The 16,555-nt window shown below is 43.1% G+C and carries 14 protein-coding genes and 1 pseudogene; 4 read left to right on the forward strand and 11 right to left on the reverse strand.

The window, feature by feature from the left end; all coding sequences use genetic code 11:
* Positions 1-19: 19 nt before the first annotated feature.
* Complete coding sequence (locus CYLST_RS01300; RefSeq protein WP_015205899.1) at positions 20-445, forward strand: hypothetical protein; 426 nt, start codon at positions 20-22, stop codon at positions 443-445.
* A 64-nt stretch (positions 446-509) separates the two neighbouring features.
* Here the strand turns inward: CYLST_RS01300 and rpmA are convergent, their stop codons facing one another.
* Together rpmA and rplU are read right to left on the reverse strand one after the other, a co-directional pair.
* The gene (rpmA, locus tag CYLST_RS01305; RefSeq protein WP_015205900.1) at positions 510-797 is read right to left on the reverse strand and encodes a 50S ribosomal protein L27; all 288 of its coding nucleotides are present in this window, start codon (positions 795-797) and stop codon (positions 510-512) included.
* Positions 798-829: 32 nt separating this feature from the next.
* Positions 830-1,237: a 50S ribosomal protein L21 gene (gene rplU / locus CYLST_RS01310; protein ID WP_015205901.1), complete on the reverse strand. Its 408-nt coding sequence runs from the start codon at positions 1,235-1,237 to the stop codon at positions 830-832.
* Positions 1,238-1,774: 537 nt separating this feature from the next.
* Here rplU and CYLST_RS01315 point away from each other — a divergent pair.
* Positions 1,775-2,863: a nucleotidyltransferase domain-containing protein gene (locus CYLST_RS01315; protein WP_015205902.1), complete on the forward strand. Its 1,089-nt coding sequence runs from the start codon at positions 1,775-1,777 to the stop codon at positions 2,861-2,863.
* A 103-nt stretch (positions 2,864-2,966) separates the two neighbouring features.
* Here CYLST_RS01315 and CYLST_RS32965 read toward each other — a convergent pair whose 3' ends face one another.
* Both CYLST_RS32965 and bchI read right to left on the reverse strand, forming a co-directional pair.
* A complete protein-coding gene (locus tag CYLST_RS32965) occupies positions 2,967-3,263 on the reverse strand; it encodes a hypothetical protein (protein ID WP_085960735.1) in 297 nt (98 codons plus the stop codon).
* Between the two features lie 69 nt (positions 3,264-3,332).
* Complete coding sequence (gene bchI, locus CYLST_RS01325) at positions 3,333-4,448, reverse strand: magnesium chelatase ATPase subunit I (protein WP_015205904.1); 1,116 nt, start codon at positions 4,446-4,448, stop codon at positions 3,333-3,335.
* Positions 4,449-5,032: 584 nt separating this feature from the next.
* Between bchI and CYLST_RS01330 the strand changes: the two are divergent.
* Positions 5,033-7,144, forward strand: a pseudogene (locus CYLST_RS01330) (HEAT repeat domain-containing protein); the annotation flags it as partial.
* Between the two features lie 278 nt (positions 7,145-7,422).
* Here CYLST_RS01330 and CYLST_RS01335 read toward each other — a convergent pair.
* From CYLST_RS01335 to CYLST_RS01350, 4 genes are all read right to left on the reverse strand, one after another.
* Positions 7,423-9,066 carry an acetolactate synthase large subunit gene (locus CYLST_RS01335; protein ID WP_015205905.1) on the reverse strand — a complete coding sequence of 548 codons (1,644 nt, stop codon included), beginning with the start codon at positions 9,064-9,066 and terminating at the stop codon, positions 7,423-7,425.
* A 70-nt stretch (positions 9,067-9,136) separates the two neighbouring features.
* Entirely contained in the window at positions 9,137-10,504 is a 1,368-nt protein-coding gene (locus CYLST_RS01340; protein ID WP_015205906.1) for an NAD-dependent succinate-semialdehyde dehydrogenase, read from the reverse strand.
* A 320-nt stretch (positions 10,505-10,824) separates the two neighbouring features.
* Positions 10,825-11,307, reverse strand: a complete 483-nt coding sequence (locus CYLST_RS01345; RefSeq protein WP_015205907.1) for a DUF1622 domain-containing protein — start codon at positions 11,305-11,307, stop codon at positions 10,825-10,827.
* A 106-nt stretch (positions 11,308-11,413) separates the two neighbouring features.
* On the reverse strand, positions 11,414-13,030 hold the full coding sequence (locus CYLST_RS01350) for an adenylate/guanylate cyclase domain-containing protein (protein ID WP_015205908.1): 1,617 nt from the start codon (positions 13,028-13,030) through the stop codon (positions 11,414-11,416).
* A gap of 350 nt (positions 13,031-13,380) precedes the next feature.
* On the opposite strand from CYLST_RS01350, the gene CYLST_RS01355 reads away from it, so the two are divergent.
* A complete protein-coding gene (locus CYLST_RS01355) occupies positions 13,381-14,850 on the forward strand; it encodes a serine/threonine-protein kinase (RefSeq protein WP_041233362.1) in 1,470 nt (489 codons plus the stop codon).
* Positions 14,851-14,871: 21 nt separating this feature from the next.
* Here CYLST_RS01355 and ylqF read toward each other — a convergent pair whose 3' ends face one another.
* From ylqF to CYLST_RS32970, 3 genes are all read right to left on the reverse strand, one after another.
* Positions 14,872-15,762 (reverse strand): ribosome biogenesis GTPase YlqF, encoded by an 891-nt coding sequence (ylqF, locus tag CYLST_RS01360; protein WP_015205910.1) that lies wholly within the window; start codon positions 15,760-15,762, stop codon positions 14,872-14,874.
* A gap of 15 nt (positions 15,763-15,777) precedes the next feature.
* A complete protein-coding gene (locus CYLST_RS01365; protein WP_015205911.1) occupies positions 15,778-16,146 on the reverse strand; it encodes a VOC family protein in 369 nt (122 codons plus the stop codon).
* A gap of 74 nt (positions 16,147-16,220) precedes the next feature.
* Positions 16,221-16,541: a type II toxin-antitoxin system RelE/ParE family toxin gene (locus tag CYLST_RS32970; RefSeq protein WP_245587505.1), complete on the reverse strand. Its 321-nt coding sequence runs from the start codon at positions 16,539-16,541 to the stop codon at positions 16,221-16,223.
* Between the last annotated feature and the right edge of the window lie 14 nt (positions 16,542-16,555).

A 16,555-nucleotide genomic window follows, 5' to 3' on the forward strand; every position in this document is an offset into this window, starting at 1 on the left:
ATACTGGAAATACAAATCCATGTCAATCTTGAAAAAAATTCCTTGGTTTTCCCTAGCGCTAGTACTACTTAGCTATAGTACTTTGGGCTGGGTGATATCTGAAATACAAGCCCCTTGGTTTGTGTGGCTAGCAGTTGTGGTTGCTATCTTGCTTATGGTAGTCAGCTTAACTACTCCTTGGTCGAGACTAGCAGATTTTTATAGTATCTTGTTAAAATCAAATACCAGGAGTTTTGGCGTCGCTGTTTTAGCAGCTTTCCTTCTCTTTATGATGCTTGCCTGGTTTCGAGTGTTTCTTGATACTTTACTAATTCTTTCAGCAACTATATTAGTAACAATAGATTTTCAAGCAGCTGGTTTGAAGCAATGGCTTGTCTTCGGGTTCACATCTATCTTCTCGTTAGCAGGTTTAGCCGCAGGTGCTCTAGTCTACAAGTTAGTTTAAAATTTTTTGTCAAGGCCAGCAGTCAGTGGATTTTGACTATTGACCACTGACTAATGACTAATTGTTAACTTACTGTTGCTTCAGATACAACGGCTGCAACTGCTGTGTAAACGCTAACTTTTTTACGGGTTTTGCCCTTTCTCTCAAAGGTGACCACGCCATCAATTAATGCAAACAGAGTGTCATCGTTGCCAATACCGACATTGTTGCCAGGGTGAAATTTGGTGCCGCGCTGACGTACGAGAATGTTCCCTGCACGCACAGCTTGACCACCAAAGCGTTTTACACCCAGTCGTTGGGCATTTGAGTCGCGGCCGTTGCGTGTACTACCTGTTCCTTTCTTATGAGCCATAATTTCCTCTTTTTTTTGTATCTAATGATTGTTTATGATTCTGCAGCGGTTTCTTCAGCGGGAAAGTTATCAGTATCGGGAGTTTCCACCATGGTTGCGGTTTCTTGGTAAGCCAACACCGCACCATTGAGGTTGATGGAGTTAATCAAAAATCTGGTAATTTCCTGGCGATGCCCCCGCTTTTTGCGGGTTTTCTTTTTCGGCTTCATTTTGTACACCAGGACTTTACGACCTCTGAAATGTCTCATCACAGTTCCTTCTACAGTCGCACCAGCCACTAGTGGCTGCCCAATGGTGACTTCGCCCTCGTGCTGCACCAGTAGTACTGCTTCTATTGTAACTTTCTCGTCTGGTTCGGCAGTCAGCAGCTCAATGTCGTAAAATCGACCCGCCTCTACTTTTAGTTGTTTGCCACCAGTTTCAATAATTGCGTAGGTCATGAAATTGTCCTTGGGGTTGCCGTACAGGTAGCTGGGGTTGATATCTTGGAGTGGTCTAATGAATCACTCTTGCCAGCTTTTGTAGTATGTCTACCTGATCCGAGCAGGAATTAGACAGACGATCCAATATTATATTCTATTGAATGCTGTCAAGTCAAATTCTCACCGGATTTTTAATTTTGCCTGGAAGCGCGTCAATAAAGAAATTTCACTAGATTGCCGAAATACTGATTGTTGGTCGTGTAGTTAATTATGAACACATAAGAACACTAATGTATCTGAGCGGCGGATTCCGTTGCTCAGATTTCCTTTAACCTTCTGCATATAGCAATCCTATCTGAGTTGTGAAAAAGGCTTTTGAGGAAGTAGACGCTTATCCCTTAAGGGACGCTTTGCGCTCAACGTCTCAAAGAGCAGCAGTGTACCGCCAATAAAGCCAAGAGAAGAAAGAGAAAATTTTACGAATCATTTAGAACTGTTTTAGCAGCATAGCTGCCTTATGCTAGTAACCTATAGCTATATTTTTATTAGATTCTGATGAAAAGAATAGAAGTTGAACAAAGAACGATTTTTATTGGGTTGGCTGGTAGTCACGGCTATGGTTTAAATCGTCCTGATTCTGACTATGATTATCGGGGAGTGTTTATTGCACCCAAGCGTTACTATTTGGGATTCGATAGCATAGAGCAAAAAGATACTGGTTGGGATGAACCGGGAATATTTCCGTTTATAGATGGCAACAAAGACACGGTAATCTATGAGTTAAGGAAAGTCGTCCAGTTATTATCTGGAGCGAATCCCAATGTTTTAGAGTTGCTGTGGTTGCATAACTATCCTTACTTAACGCCAATTGGACAGCATTTAATTAATCACAAAAAGCTCTTCTTGAGTAAGAAGGTAAAGCATACTTATTCTGGTTATGCTTTTGCTCAAATCAAAAAGATGGAAACCCATCGCAAGTGGTTGTTAAATCCACCGCAAAAGAAACCTCTACCATCTGATTTTGATATAGAAGACGAAGCTCCGTTGAGTAAAGATGAGCTAAACGCTTTTTTGGAGTACCTTTATCATTTAATCAGAGGTAAGATTGAGTTTTTGGAAGAATCTGAGCGATTATACCAATTGCTAACGGCAGATATTGATTTTAAAGGAGTATTGAAACAATATACTCTGCCGGATCAAACTTTGGAATATACCCAAAAGTTAACTCATGGTCGTAAAGATTTTATTCGCTTGCTTCAGAAAAGTCAAAGCTATCAAATAGCTTTAAGAGAATGGAAAGCTTATTTATCTTGGCAGGAGAATAGAAATCCAGCTAGAGCAGAAATGGAAAGAAAGTCAGGTTTTGACCTGAAGCATGGGATGCACTGTATTAGATTGCTACGTAGTGGACTGGAAATTTTGCGTACAGGAGAATTAGTTGTAGATAGAAGAATTGCTGGTGATTTTGAGGATTTAAGAGCTATTCTTCAGGGTAAGTATGCTTATGAGCAGGTGATGAAAATGGCGGAGAATTTGGTTGCCCAAATGGACATTTTTTACGATCAATCAACGCTACCTCACCGACCTGACTTGGAGCAAATTAATGAATTGTGTATGGAATTAGTGGAGATGCAAGGATGGTAATTAGCTGGTAGTGAGTGATTTGTCGCTCAGTACAAGGATGTAAAGGACGAAAGTCCTTACTACAAGCTTTCTTTTAATTTAGTTTTCCTGCTTACTAACCCATTCACAGAGTATTGATTAAATCGGCAAAGCCATAAAGGCTGATGGAGAGTAATAGCAGTGCTGTTAGTTGGGTTACTCGCATCTGCGGTGAGGGCGCGATCGCTTCCCGCACTAAGATAGAAATGGATGCTCCAACCACGAAACTCAAGCCCAGCACTAAATACGGCCTATCTGGTAGGATAGTCGCAATGGATAGCATAGCGATCGCTAAAAAGAGCATCAATAACTCTACAAACTGGGGTGGGTTGTATTGGCTAGACAAAATAAAGCCGTTTATCCAAGAGTTCAACAATCTCATAGTCAGTGCCATTGGGTAATGGGTAATAGGTAACAGATTTTTTCCAATTACCTTTTTCCCAATTACCTATTATCTCACTCCAGTTTTTGTGCCGTTTTTTTGTGCAACATCATGTTCTGGTAGTTCGACGCCAAAGACGCGGCTAAAAGCTTTTTCCACCTTGTAGCCAGAATCAATTGATTCTAAGGGGTCTTTACGCAGTCTGTGACGCAGACATAAGGTAATCACGCGGCGAATATCATCAAGTGTGACTTCTGTGCGCCCTTCAAATGCGGTTAAAGCGATCGCCGCGCGGTTGCTGACGATGTCACCCCGCAAGCCATCTACATCCAATTCTGAACAAACTTCAGAGATTTTTACCCGCATATCATAGTCAAGTTGTACTTTTGGCAAAAGCTGTTGAGCATTGACAATTTGCTCTTGCAGTGCTTCTTGCTGGGGTTGATATTTTTCGAGAAACTCCAGGGGTTTTTGGTCAAATTCTGACCGTTGTTCCACAATTTGCACCCGCAAAGCTGGTTCTTTAACGGTGTGAATTTCGGCGTGCATTCCAAAGCGGTCGAGTAGTTGGGGACGGAGTTCACCTTCTTCTGGGTTCCCAGAACCGACGAGAACAAACCGCGCTGGGTGACGGATAGAAATCCCTTCCCGTTCGACTGTGTTCCAACCACTGGCTGCGGAATCGAGTAACACGTCTACCAAGTGGTCGTCTAACAAGTTGACTTCATCGACGTAGAGAATACCCCGGTTAGCTTTAGCCAAAAGTCCTGGTTCAAAAGCTTTTACACCTTCAGATAAAGCTTTTTCGATGTCGATAGTGCCGCAAACTCGGTCTTCTGTGGCTCCTAATGGCAAGTCTACCATTTGGACTTTTTTGTGCGCGATGGGAATTTCTTCACCTTGTTGTAACTTTTGGCGAATTTCATCGCTCATCAAATCTGGGTCGCTGGGGTCACTGTTGAAGGGGTCATTGGCAACTACAGGGATTTCTGGGAGCAAATCAGCCAGGGCCCGGATGGTTGTAGATTTGCCGGTGCCGCGATCGCCCATTATCATTACACCACCAATTTTGGGGTCAATCACGTTCAGCAGCAGCGCCAGTTTCATTTCTTCTTGTCCCACAATGGCCGTAAAAGGAAAGACCACGCGACGCGCACTTGCCGTAGATTGAGCAGTTGGATTCACTATATTACCTTAACAATATTTGCTTATGACAATTTTTTATTGTGCCACAAATTAGGTGGCAGAGGGGCAGAGGTCTAGGACAGAGGAGAACTATTAAACCGTACAGCATCCAAAGGAGAACTGCCGTAGCACTGCGTTTAAAACTTCCTTTGATTTGTATAAAAATATCGCGGAAATAGCAGATAACGAGGTAAAACCTCAGAAAAATCTTCTAAAAGCTTTTATCATCTACCTAGAAGTTAGATTTTCGGATAGGTTCACTCAATTAGACAGCAAGGAGACAATTACCCGCCTCATTTCTGCCCCAAGTCCCCTAGTTCTAACCTCCCATCATGCTGCAAACTCCCCCCAAAACCAAAAAGCCTTCCCCCTTAATTCTTTATCCCTTAGTCTTCATACTTTCCTTCTTCCTCACCCTACCTTGGGTTAGCGCCAAAGAAGCACCCAAACCCAAGCCCCAAGAGTGGCAGATTAACGGCATAGTAGCCGCCCTTGATGATGAATATGACAGAGTGAAGCAATATGCTCTAGACAAATTAGCTGAATATGACCTGAAAGATTTATCAGTATTGAAGAAGCCGGAAGATATTGCACAGAAAGCGGTCAAAATCCTCAAAGATAAAACCGTTGACGCCAATGCTCGTGGGAGTGCGGCTTCAGCATTAGGAAACCTGGGGGAAGCTGCCAAACCCTACGTCAAAGACATCCTGGAATTCCTCAAAGATAAAACCGTTGACGCCAATGTTCGTCCGATTGCGGCTTAAGCATTAGGAAACCTGGGGGAAGCTGCCAAACCCTACGTCAAAGACATCCTGGAATTCCTCAAAGATAAAACCGTTGACGCCTATATTCGTTATTATGCGGCTTCAGCATTGGAACAGATAGAACAAATAAACCTAAATAACATTGTTGTCATCTTGGATAGCGCCTATTACGAAAATCAATCAGAATTTAAACAGTGGCGTTTTTTAACTTATTTCCTTGGTGGCGGTACTGATGAGGTAAAAACGCTGCTGGTATGGGTTGGTAAGCCTAAGAGTATTCCGGATAAGCTGACGCACGATGAAGGTGTTAAAACCCTGAATTTATTCCTCAAAGCCTGGGAAACCAGTCAAGACTTGAAAGAGTTACGAGAAGATTTAGCAAAACAAATTGCCATCGTTGCCAGAAAAGTTTCTTGGCAACCCCAAGATATTGCCATTCTTGAAACTCACTATAAAAACCTCAAAAAAGCTGAGTTCAACGAAGCTGATTCTTTACAGTCAGTGATAATTAACCTTCAGGGTTGGAAGTGGTTTTTTAATGCTTGGCAAACTATTCTGATTCACATTACCTTTTGGCTACTCCTCATTTTTGCTTACCCCAAATCGCCCCAAGTCCAAGCCATCTTCTTCTGGAACCCTTGGGTAAGGCGTATTTTGGGCGTTGGCTATGTCGGCTTTTTCCTCACCTGGGTTCCCTTCTTCCGAGGTAAATTATTTGAACCCTTCAAACCTTCTCTGTTAGCAGATGCTGGGTTAGATAACTTCAATCCTCAAGGATATTTCCCTGAATCTAAAGTTAAAATTCCCGGTTCAGAAGAAATCATCGCCATTAACGCAGCACTACCCAGCATCAAAGGGCAAATTGTCCTAGAAGGTGATTCTGGTTTGGGTAAATCGATGTTTCTCCGCTATCTGGTGAAAACCTCCCAGCGCATTGTGGTTTATTTGCCGGCACAGAAATGTGATAAAGGTGTAATTGAGGCAATTCAAGCCAAGCTGCACGGACAAGTACAAGATGCCGACTTTCTGAAAAACCTAATTTATAGTGGTGCTTTAGATATCTGCATTGACGGACTTAACGAAGTTACCGCTGACACCAGGGCGAAAATTACCCAGTTTGTGGAAAGCTATTTCCGGGGCAATATTATTATGACTACCCAGCCGTTAGAGTGGACACCACCCTCAACAGCCAAGATATATCAATTACAACCCCTGGAACAAACACAAATTCAAGATTTCTTAATTTCTCGTCAGCCGCGATTACCCAAAGATGCTAAAAATCAGGGTAAAGATTACGAGAAAGCCTGCACCGACTACCTGAAACAAGCCCTCAACTCTCAGCATTCAAAAGAAGAGTTAGATGCAGCCCAACGCATTCTCTCTAATCCAATGGATTTAACTCTTGTAGCTTTGATGGTAGCGCAAAACGAATACCCTGATTTATTCCATCTGCAAGAACAGCAATATAAGTTGATGGCGGCAGAATACCTGCAAGAATGGAAACAGGAATTTCCGCTAAAAAGGTTTTCTGAAGCAGTTTATCAAGTGCGACTTCTAGATAAACAAGCTTTACCTGGAGATGAATTTTATCAAGTATTGATGTCTTTAGAAGATGAAAAATATAAGATGGTAATCAGCCGTCAGTGGAAAGACGAAAAAGGCGACGCTAAGAAAGAATGGTATTTCCGCCACGATAAAATTATGGAATTCTTCTTGGTGCAAAACTTTCTCGGTGAAGGTTCTGAAGCGAAAGACCGGTTAATTGACCATATAAACGACCCAAGATTTCGTGGTGTTTATTTTTTGTTAGCGACTTTATTACCTTTAGATGCTGCGAAAGAATTGCGGGAGAAGTTAATTCAATATGCCGCTGATACTAAAGATCATACTGTGAGTGATACGTTTGTGCAATTGTTGCGTCCTAGAAGTTGAAAGAAACCTCACCCTGGTTTTGCTATGCAAAACCTGTCCCTCTCCTTGGTAAGGAGAGGGAGATTGTTTTAGTGCGTTAGGGAACGCAGGAATTAGGATTTTTAAGGGCACAAACTATACCCTATATTTGCTAATTCTTGTTAATGTTTAAGCTGCGTCAGGGGACGCATCCTACATTGATTCACTAACGCACGAATTAGGATTTTTAGTGGCACTTGTTAATGGGTAAGATGCGTCAGGGGACGCATCCTACATTGATTTACTATGTACTCAAATGTTTAGACTTCACAATGTAACTCGCCGGCTTTTTGGGTAAAGCGGCGGTTTTCGCGATAGTCTACGGGACAATCTATCACCGCTGGCACATCTTGAGCTAGGGCTTCTTTGAGTACAGGAATTAAATCGGTAGCTGATTCAACTCGATAGCCTTTTAAACCCATGCTTTCGGCGAATTTGACAAAATCAGGATTACCAAAATGGACAAAGGATGAGTTACCTTTACCAAATTGATTTTCTTGTTTCCACTCAATTAAACCATAGCCACCGTCATTAAAAATTAAGGTGACAAAGGGCGTACCAACTCGCAAAGCTGTTTCTAATTCTTGGCAATTCATCATAAATCCACCATCACCGGTGGCGGCTATAACTTTGCGGTTAGGGTTGACAAGTTTTGCTGCTAATGCCCCAGGAATGGCAATTCCCATCGCTGCAAAGCCATTAGAAATAATGCAAGTATTGGGACTATGACAGTGATAATGCCGGGCCATCCACATTTTATGTGCGCCTACATCTGAGATGACAATATCATCTGGGCCCATCACTTGCCGTAGGTCATAAATTAACTTTTGGGGTTTAATGGGGAATCCATCATCGTTGGCATATTGTTCGTAATCAGCCCGAATTTCTCCCCGTAAACTGATGGCGTAAGGATTAGGTTTGCCTTGTCTGTCTGCTAATTTTAATATTTCACTGAGAGAATCGGAAATATCACCAACAACTTCGGCTTTGGGAATATAACTGCTATCAATTTCTGATTGATCTGCGGCAATATGCACGATCGCAATATTACCGTCAGGATTCCACTTTTTGGGAGAAAATTCGATCAAATCATAGCCGATAGCAATGACTAAATCTGTGTTATCAAAGCCACAAGTAATAAAGTCTCTTTGCTGTAATCCTACTGACCACAAAGCTAAGGGATGGGTATAGGGAATCACACCTTTGCCCATGAAAGTATTGGCAACGGGGATATTCATCTGGGTGGCGAATTGTGTTACCGCGTCACTGGCTTGGGCGCGAATTGCTCCATTCCCGACTAAAATGAGGGGGTTAACTGCCTGAGAAATGGCGGCGGCAGCGGCGCGAATGCTGGCAAAGGAAGCATAGGTTTTTTCGATATTATCCTTATGCAAGGGTTTGCCTTCCACGGACATGGCTGCAATGTTTTCTGGCAAGTCGATGTGAACTGCACCGGGTTTTTCAGATTGCGATCGCTTAAATGCCTTTCGCACAACTTCTGGTGTAATACTCGGCCGGACAATCTGCTTATTCCATTTGGTTACAGGTGCAAACATTGCTACCAAATCTAAATATTGGTGAGATTCGATGTGCATTCTATCTGTGCCCACTTGCCCGGTAATTGCTACCAAAGGCGCACCATCAAGGTTAGCATCGGCAACACCGGTCATTAAGTTAGTCGCCCCTGGTCCAAGAGTAGACAGACATACCCCGGCTTTTCCTGTCAAACGTCCGTAGACATCAGCCATGAAGGCTGCACCTTGTTCATGACGAGTAGTAATAAATTTAATGGAAGAATGTTTTAGTGCTTCTAAAACGTGCAGGTTTTCTTCACCAGGGAGTCCAAATACATATTGCACTCCTTCGTTTTCTAAACACTGCACCAACAATTCAGCGGTATTCATTTGATTTCCTCATTAGTCATTGGTCATTAGTCATTGGTCATTAGCAACCGATAAATAACAAATGACCAGATTATTTAATCCACACAGTTTTGACGTTGACGAATTCATGTAAGCCTTGAATGCTCAATTCTCGTCCGTACCCAGAACGCTTAGTGCCTCCAAAGGGCAAGCGGGGGTCAGATTTGACCATACTGTTGATAAATACTGCACCTGCTTCGATTTCCTCAATCAGGCGATCGCGTTCTTGGTCGTTTGTTGTCCAAGCACTTGCACCCAAACCAAAGGGTGTGTCATTAGCTAATTTGATGGCAGCATCGATGTCCGGAATGCGGAACAATAACGCTACCGGGCCAAAGAATTCTTCTTGGGCAATTGGTGTGTCTGTGGGAATATCTATGATAATGGTTGGCGGGTAAAAGTTCCCAGTCCGATCTGTTAATGGATGTCCACCAATGAGGACTTTACCGCCACTTTTGACGGCTTTTTGCACTTGTTGGTCTAAATCTTCGAGAATATTGGCAGTTGCAAGTGGACCTAAATCAGTATCTGGCTGCATGGGATCACCAACTTTCAACGCCGCGAATTTCTCTAGCAGCAGTTTTTCAAATTTATTTGCGATCGCATCGGCAACAATAAACCGCTTGGCTGCAATACAAGATTGACCATTATTCAACATCCGCGCTGTTGTCGCCGTAGACACTGCTGCCTCTAAATCAGCGCTTTCTAAGACAATAAACGGGTCACTTCCCCCCAATTCCAAAACAGTTTTTTTCAGTTGCTTACCAGCTGCGGCGGCTAGAGATGCGCCTGCTGGTTCACTTCCTGTTAAGGTAGCAGCTTTGACTCGGTCATCAGCCATTAAATCGGCAACTTTGGCAGCACCGATTAATAGAGTTTGAAATGCACCTTGGGGAAAACCTGCCCGTTGGAGTATATCTTCAATTGCCAAAGCGCACTGAGGCACATTGGAAGCGTGTTTAAGTAAGCCGACGTTTCCCCCCATGAGTGCAGGTGCAGCAAAGCGGAAAACTTGCCAAAAGGGGAAATTCCACGGCATCACTGCGAGAATTGCACCTATTGGTTGATAGCGGACAAAACTCTGGCTACCATCAGTTTTTACTGGCACATCAGCCAGGAAACCCGGTGCGTGTTCGGCATAGTAGCGACAGACGAGGGCACATTTTTCAACTTCGGCGATCGCCGCTTTGAATGGCTTGCCCATTTCCAGCGTCATTAACTTGGCAAAATCTGCCTTTTCTTGTTCTAAAATTTCTGCCGCTTTTTCCAGCCAGTGCGATCGCTGCTGAAAACTAGTCAAGCGGTACGAATCAAAAGCCTGACCAGCCAAATCTAGTTTAGCGGCAATTTCTGCATCCTTGAGCGGCTCAAAGGTTTTGAGCGTCTCCCCAGTGGCGGGATTAATGGTGGCGATAGCCATTACCTGACCTCCCGGTTATAAATAGCTTGAGGTAGCTTCCTAGTCTTACACAGATCAATTACAGAAGCCACACCAAAATTTTAGTCTCTTAATCAACAATTAGTTGCTCAATCTTCAACTTTGGCAACTAAAATATACTATTCGCTACGTATTAATCACGTTAAATTCAACATAGTAAACTGTGTTTAAAAGTGGAATTCAGATTTACATATATCGCAGTCCTAAATCATCAGTCCTAGCCGGTTGCGCCTACTGGCAAGCTACGCTTTAGTGCAAGCCTTGCATCACAAGACAGCCAATTACCCATTACCAATTACCCATTACCTATCTAGTAAACGACTTTGCTCCACCTGCCTAATCTCCCGTTCTAAAAAGAAATTCAGCAGAGTTCGCAATAAAACAATCGCTCCTAGGTTAGAAATATCCTGGCGTGTAGGTGCAACCGCAGTTCGCAAAATGTCACTAGCAACGGTAAATTCTAATCCCAACGCCAGCCCTCTTCCCAATTGCAGACGTACCACCTCAGTAGAATCAAGATGTTGTTTAGAACGGGAAAAAACCTGGCGTAGATAAACAGTAATACCACGAATAACTGCCAGCACAATTACCAATGCAGCGGCGATTTCTGCCCCTGCTGCTAAGTAGCCAACAATTAACTTTAACCATGAGTCTAATACTTCCCTAGATGCTTCTGCTGGGTTACTTTCTCCGACGTTGAGATTTAGAAGTAGAATTAGACCGAAAATTAATCCCAAAGGTAGCAGAATATTGACTAAAGACTCACGAAATGACTCTCGGTTCATAGTAGCTATTTGAGCAGAGCAAACAATCTTTTACAATAATGAAAGTTGCAATTACATCCTTCTATTAGAGGAGATTGGGTAAAAGTGAGATAAATTAAATTGAATATTAATGCAATTTGGTCTGATAAACCTTGACTAATCGCTCAATACCCTTGAAACGATAATCACCCATTTCCTGGAAATCCAAAGATTGTGAAAGCATTGTATGCGTAACTTCGCTAATCACGCATTCACTGGGGGGACAGACTGCTTCCATGCGAGCCGCCAAATTAATTGTAGCGCCCAATGCCGTATAGTCTACCCGTTGGGAACTACCGACATCACCCACAACAGCTTTACCGCTGTTAATTGCAATTCGTAATTGTAAGGGTTCCTGCCAAAAACCGTTTTCATTGAGACTTTGGAGACGAGTAAGCATTCCCTTAGCAGCAGCGACAGCACGATCAGCGTGATCTATTTGCAATTCCGGAGCGCCAAAAAATGCCATAATACAATCACCAATATATTTATCTAAAGTGCCGCCACAAGCAAACACTTCTTGCAACATCTCTTCAAATAATTTATTTAACATTTGAGCGATCGCAGTTGGTGTTAAACGTTCAGAAATTGCGGTAAAGCCCACCAAATCTGCAAACAAAATGCTGATTTCGCTCTCAGCAGGAGCCAAACGACCACCTGGTAAACCGCCTACAGAGATCAACTGCTGTACAACTGCCGGCGAATGATAGCGTTCTAATCGGTGTCGAATCATCTCTTCGGTTTTGAGTTTCTCTACTAGCAGCCACCGTTGGACACTAGAAGCAACCAAATTAGCTAAAGCCGAAAAAAAGCTCAGTTCTTCTTCACCTTCATTTGCCCAATGGTAAGAAGAAAGATTAGCATCGGCATAGAGAACACCAACAACTTTATTTTCATCCCATAAAGGCACTGCCATTGCACTGCGAATGCCTTTGACCAAAATACTTTGTTCACTAGCAAATCGCTCATCTTTTTGAGTGTCAGCGGTTTGAATTACAACTTTTTCGTCAAACACCTTTTGACAGATACTACGACTAATCCAACTACCATCAGCTGCCAACTGTTGCTGTTGAGAAACGTTTCTGGTAGCAGAATTCATTAACTCTAAGTGACCAGAACCATCGACATCGATTAATAATGCCAAGCGGTCAATACTATCGAGGTAACGAAAAACAACTTCTTGTACTTGAGAAAAAATCTCTTCGATGGATGTTGCTGCACAAAGATTTTTGGCTATATCTACTAAGTCTTTAAGGCGGGCAATGGTTGTATCTTTATTGTTGTTGCCGCCATTATTGCCATCAGCTTCGATCCATTGCTGTTGGAGTTGTTCGACGTTGCGAAGAATTGTTCTTTGTTCACTAATAGGCACTGTTGGTGCATACGGAGGCTGCAACTGTACAGCAGTATTTGTAAACAGCACCACCAGGCTGACGTTACCCAGTGAAATTATGTCGTTTTGATGCAACTCTTGAGGAACGGTAACAAGACGGTCATTTACTAGTGTCCCATTTTTACTGCCTAGATCCTCAATCAGCCATACACCATCAGCCGTTGTTACCAATCGGGCATGGTTGCGGGAAACTCCCCCAAACGGTAAGTACAAGTCACATTCTGGCAAACGACCGATAGTGAATACATCTTGAGACACTGAAACTGTCGTTTCGGTATTTCCCTGTTGTAGGCGTAGTTTGAGTTCTGTCATGAGTATGTCTATCCTGGATCTGGGAAACTTGCATCTCTGAGGTAAGCGATACGCAGAATGAATCCTTTACCTTTTGTTTATGACACTGTTAATGGCATTCCGACAACCATTATCTATTAAAGATGCGATGCTGGAAACAAAATCAGTGTCTGTGCCAAATATTTCTGAATGCGGAACAGTTATAAAATTTGTTCGTCTTTTTATGCACGAGTCTTCTGGAAAAAGTCGCAGGCAATTACTCCTTTGATCAAGCAACTCGGTATGTGGTAAACGAGCGCGTCTTTAGACCTGAGAGTGTCAAAAAAAGTGTATTCTATTTAACAGTTAACCTCAATCCAGCTAGCTATACCATGATCGGCAGATTACTAGACCAGCGATACCAGGTGGTCGAACTATTAGGCAAAGGCGGATTTGGGCATACTTATATCGCTCAAGATACTCGCCGTCCTGGAAACCCTACTTGCGTTGTCAAACATCTCAAACCCGCTACTAGCGACCCGGATTTTTTGCCAATAGCTAGACGCTTGTTTAATACGGAAGCCGAATCTTTGGAAACTTTGGGCAACCATGACCAGATTCCCCGACTTTTAGCTTACTTTGAGGAAAACGAAGAATTTTATTTGGTGCAGGAGTTTATCGAGGGACAGCCGCTGTCGTCAGAAATGCCACGGGGAGAACGGTGGAGCGAAGAGCAGGTTATTACACTACTACAAGATGTTTTACCAATTCTAGAATTTATTCATAGTCATGGGGTGATTCACCGCGATATCAAACCCGACAATTTAATCCACCGTGCTTCGGACAATAAAATAGTCTTGGTTGATTTTGGTGCTGTCAAGCAAGTCAAGAGCTTCTCACTCGTAACTTCAGAAAATCTGAAAAACGAAACTATTGCTGTTGGTACTCCAGGTTTTATGCCAAGTGAGCAGGGTCAGGGTAGACCGCGTCCTTGTAGTGATATTTATGCATTAGGTATGACTGCTATTCAAGCTCTTACAGGCTTGAGTCCTCAGCAGTTGGGAGAGGATGCTGTGAGTGGGGAGATATCTTGGCAGCATCATGCTCAAATCAGCAACCAATTGGCATCTGTGTTGAATAAGATGGTACGCCATTACTTTAAATACCGCTACCAGTCGGCAACCGAGGCACTAAAGGCAGTCGCTCCCCTCACCAGTACCAACTCACCGGCAGCTGTAGCATCTGCCGTGAATCAGGTGTTAGGTAACTATTTGGCTGATGGCTATGTGTCTGCAACCAAGGTGGTGCAATATCTTCAGGAACTGGCAAAGCCTTGCTATGTGCCGCCAGATGAGGTAACAACTGCTGGGTCTACTACAGAATCAGTAACCGATGTAACTACGATCGCCATCCCCGCTAAAGAGCAGGCACTGTTAGCTACTACTCCTGTTAATCCCTCTCCATTACCCAGCGGTTCCCGGTGGCGCTTGGATTCTATTTTGAAGTCTCCTCAAAAATCGCGAGCGCTCATCGGGGTAGGTGCGGCGATCGCTGTAATTACTTTCGGAATAATTTCTAGTAATCGCTCACAACAACTCGCTCTCAAGTCTACTGAAAATACAGTTAAGCCAGTAACAAGTAATCCGAATCAAGCATCTGAACAAAAACAAAGTTGTCTGATTGTTACTAGCTCATCAAATTTGCGTTCTTCATCTGGACAGAGGAGAACGGGGAAAGTTATTAAAGCAAATACTAAGGTAACAGCTACTGGAAAAACCGAGGGTGGTTGGATAGAAATTAGTTCTCCAGAACCGGGTTGGATTTGGAAGGGCCGGACAAGAAACACCTGTCCTAACAAATAGCAGAAATTTCTAGCCGCAAGCTTAAGCCATTCCACTCGGTGGTAAATCAAGGGGGATTTCTCCGAGAAGCCCTTTGCGAAAATCTGTTACCATCTGCCTAGCTGCGCGTTCGATATCACCTTTGTAACGATGCTCCGCTAATGCCTGCAAGTACTCGTCTCCGGTATACGGTGTAGAATCGAGTTCATAGCGAGACTTTAAGGGGAGCTTGGGCAATAAGTCAGGCTCTGCATATTGGATTTCATTGAGTAAATCTACTAATGCTGCTGCGACTAGCTGATTATCGTAAGATGCCTCGCCGATATCGTCGCAAATGGCTAGTTTCAATGCTGCTGTTTGATTTTCTAATCTAGCAGGGATGACACCAGGAGCATCTAGCAATTGTAACTGATCGGAAATTCGCACCCAGCGTAATTGGCGAGTTACCCCAGGACGAGCTTCACTGGCTACCACGCGCTTTCCTATGAGACGGTTAATTAAGGCTGATTTACCGACATTGGGAAAACCAATGACGACAGCACGGACTGGACGGGGTAACATTCCGCGATCGCGTCTTCTTTGATTGAGTTCTATCCCCGCAGCTTGGGCGGCCTTTGCTACGGCTGTGATGCCTTCACCATGTTGAGCATTGGTAAAATAAACAAATTCTCCCTGTTCGCGAAACCAATCGATCCAGAGCGATCGCACTTTCGGCATAATCATATCTAGCCGATTAAGTACCAATACTCGCTTCTTATCCCCCACCCATTCATTTATTTGGGGATGGTTTGTCGCCAAGGGAATACGGGCATCTCGGACTTCCAACACCACATCTACGCGCTTTAGCTGCTCTTTGAGATTTTTTTCAGCTTTAGCAATGTGACCTGGATACCATTGAATCAGATTTAATTTGTAGTTTTGAGTTATGGCCATTGGAAAAAGGTAATTTTAGTTGTGGGATTGATGTAAAATTAAACGATTGCCGTTAGGATCGTAGGCGTAAATTTCTCTACCGTGGGACGCAGTGGTAATTTCTCCGGGTGGCGGATAACCCAAAAATGCCAGATGTGCGATCGCCAATTCTAAATTACTCACCTCTAAACACAAACTTAGCGGACTGTTGGCACTGATGTTAAATTCCGATTCATGTATTTGTTTTGGTTTAAAAATACCTAATCGCAAACCAGCAAGCTGAAATTCAGCATAGACATTGGGAATCAGGTTGGCTGGGTTCTGTTCTAGTAACTTGGTATAGAAATTCACCAAATTCTCAAAATTAACCGCCGCTATCGTGACGAGTGCATGAGCATATTGCATATCTATTTTTATCATAATCTAATGTAGGACGTCACGAGAGACTATGACAGTCGAGACGCCTGTTCTACGTGGTGCTAATTCTCTCCTCGCCAGTGTAGATATTGAATTTTTCCCCGCGCAGGATTCTCTAGATCTTTTTCCTGGGTGCTTTTATCACCACCGCACAAAAGAATAATAATTGTTAACCCCTTTTGACTAAAGTATATACGATACCCAGAACCGTAATCAATTCTCAGTTCATAAACCCCAGATCCAAGTGATTTATAATCGCCTAAATTAACCTCTTCTACCCTGTCAAGTCTAGCTCTGATTTTAGCTTTTACTTTTCTATCTTGTAGAGAATCAAACCAATTATAGAAAGGACTTATTCCGTTATTTGTGAGATAACGCTTAATCTCCCTTGGTTACA

It is taken from the genome of Cylindrospermum stagnale PCC 7417, from assembly GCF_000317535.1.
Taxonomy (GTDB): Bacteria; Cyanobacteriota; Cyanobacteriia; order Cyanobacteriales; family Nostocaceae; genus Cylindrospermum; species Cylindrospermum stagnale.

What these genes read in the sequence shown, in the direction of transcription:
- CYLST_RS01355 (WP_041233362.1), top strand. Translation starts at nt 13,381, where the DNA reads ATGATCGGCAGATTACTAGACCAGCGATACCAGGTGGTCGAACTATTA.
- CYLST_RS01335 (WP_015205905.1), bottom strand. Translation starts at nt 9,066, where the DNA reads ATGAATACCGCTGAATTGTTGGTGCAGTGTTTAGAAAACGAAGGAGTG.
- CYLST_RS01315 (WP_015205902.1), top strand. Translation starts at nt 1,775, where the DNA reads ATGAAAAGAATAGAAGTTGAACAAAGAACGATTTTTATTGGGTTGGCT.
- rplU (WP_015205901.1), bottom strand. Translation starts at nt 1,237, where the DNA reads ATGACCTACGCAATTATTGAAACTGGTGGCAAACAACTAAAAGTAGAG.
- CYLST_RS01340 (WP_015205906.1), bottom strand. Translation starts at nt 10,504, where the DNA reads ATGGCTATCGCCACCATTAATCCCGCCACTGGGGAGACGCTCAAAACC.
- CYLST_RS01365 (WP_015205911.1), bottom strand. Translation starts at nt 16,146, where the DNA reads ATGCAATATGCTCATGCACTCGTCACGATAGCGGCGGTTAATTTTGAG.
- rpmA (WP_015205900.1), bottom strand. Translation starts at nt 797, where the DNA reads ATGGCTCATAAGAAAGGAACAGGTAGTACACGCAACGGCCGCGACTCA.
- CYLST_RS32965 (WP_085960735.1), bottom strand. Translation starts at nt 3,263, where the DNA reads ATGAGATTGTTGAACTCTTGGATAAACGGCTTTATTTTGTCTAGCCAA.
- CYLST_RS01300 (WP_015205899.1), top strand. Translation starts at nt 20, where the DNA reads ATGTCAATCTTGAAAAAAATTCCTTGGTTTTCCCTAGCGCTAGTACTA.
- CYLST_RS01350 (WP_015205908.1), bottom strand. Translation starts at nt 13,030, where the DNA reads ATGACAGAACTCAAACTACGCCTACAACAGGGAAATACCGAAACGACA.
- CYLST_RS01345 (WP_015205907.1), bottom strand. Translation starts at nt 11,307, where the DNA reads ATGAACCGAGAGTCATTTCGTGAGTCTTTAGTCAATATTCTGCTACCT.
- ylqF (WP_015205910.1), bottom strand. Translation starts at nt 15,762, where the DNA reads ATGGCCATAACTCAAAACTACAAATTAAATCTGATTCAATGGTATCCA.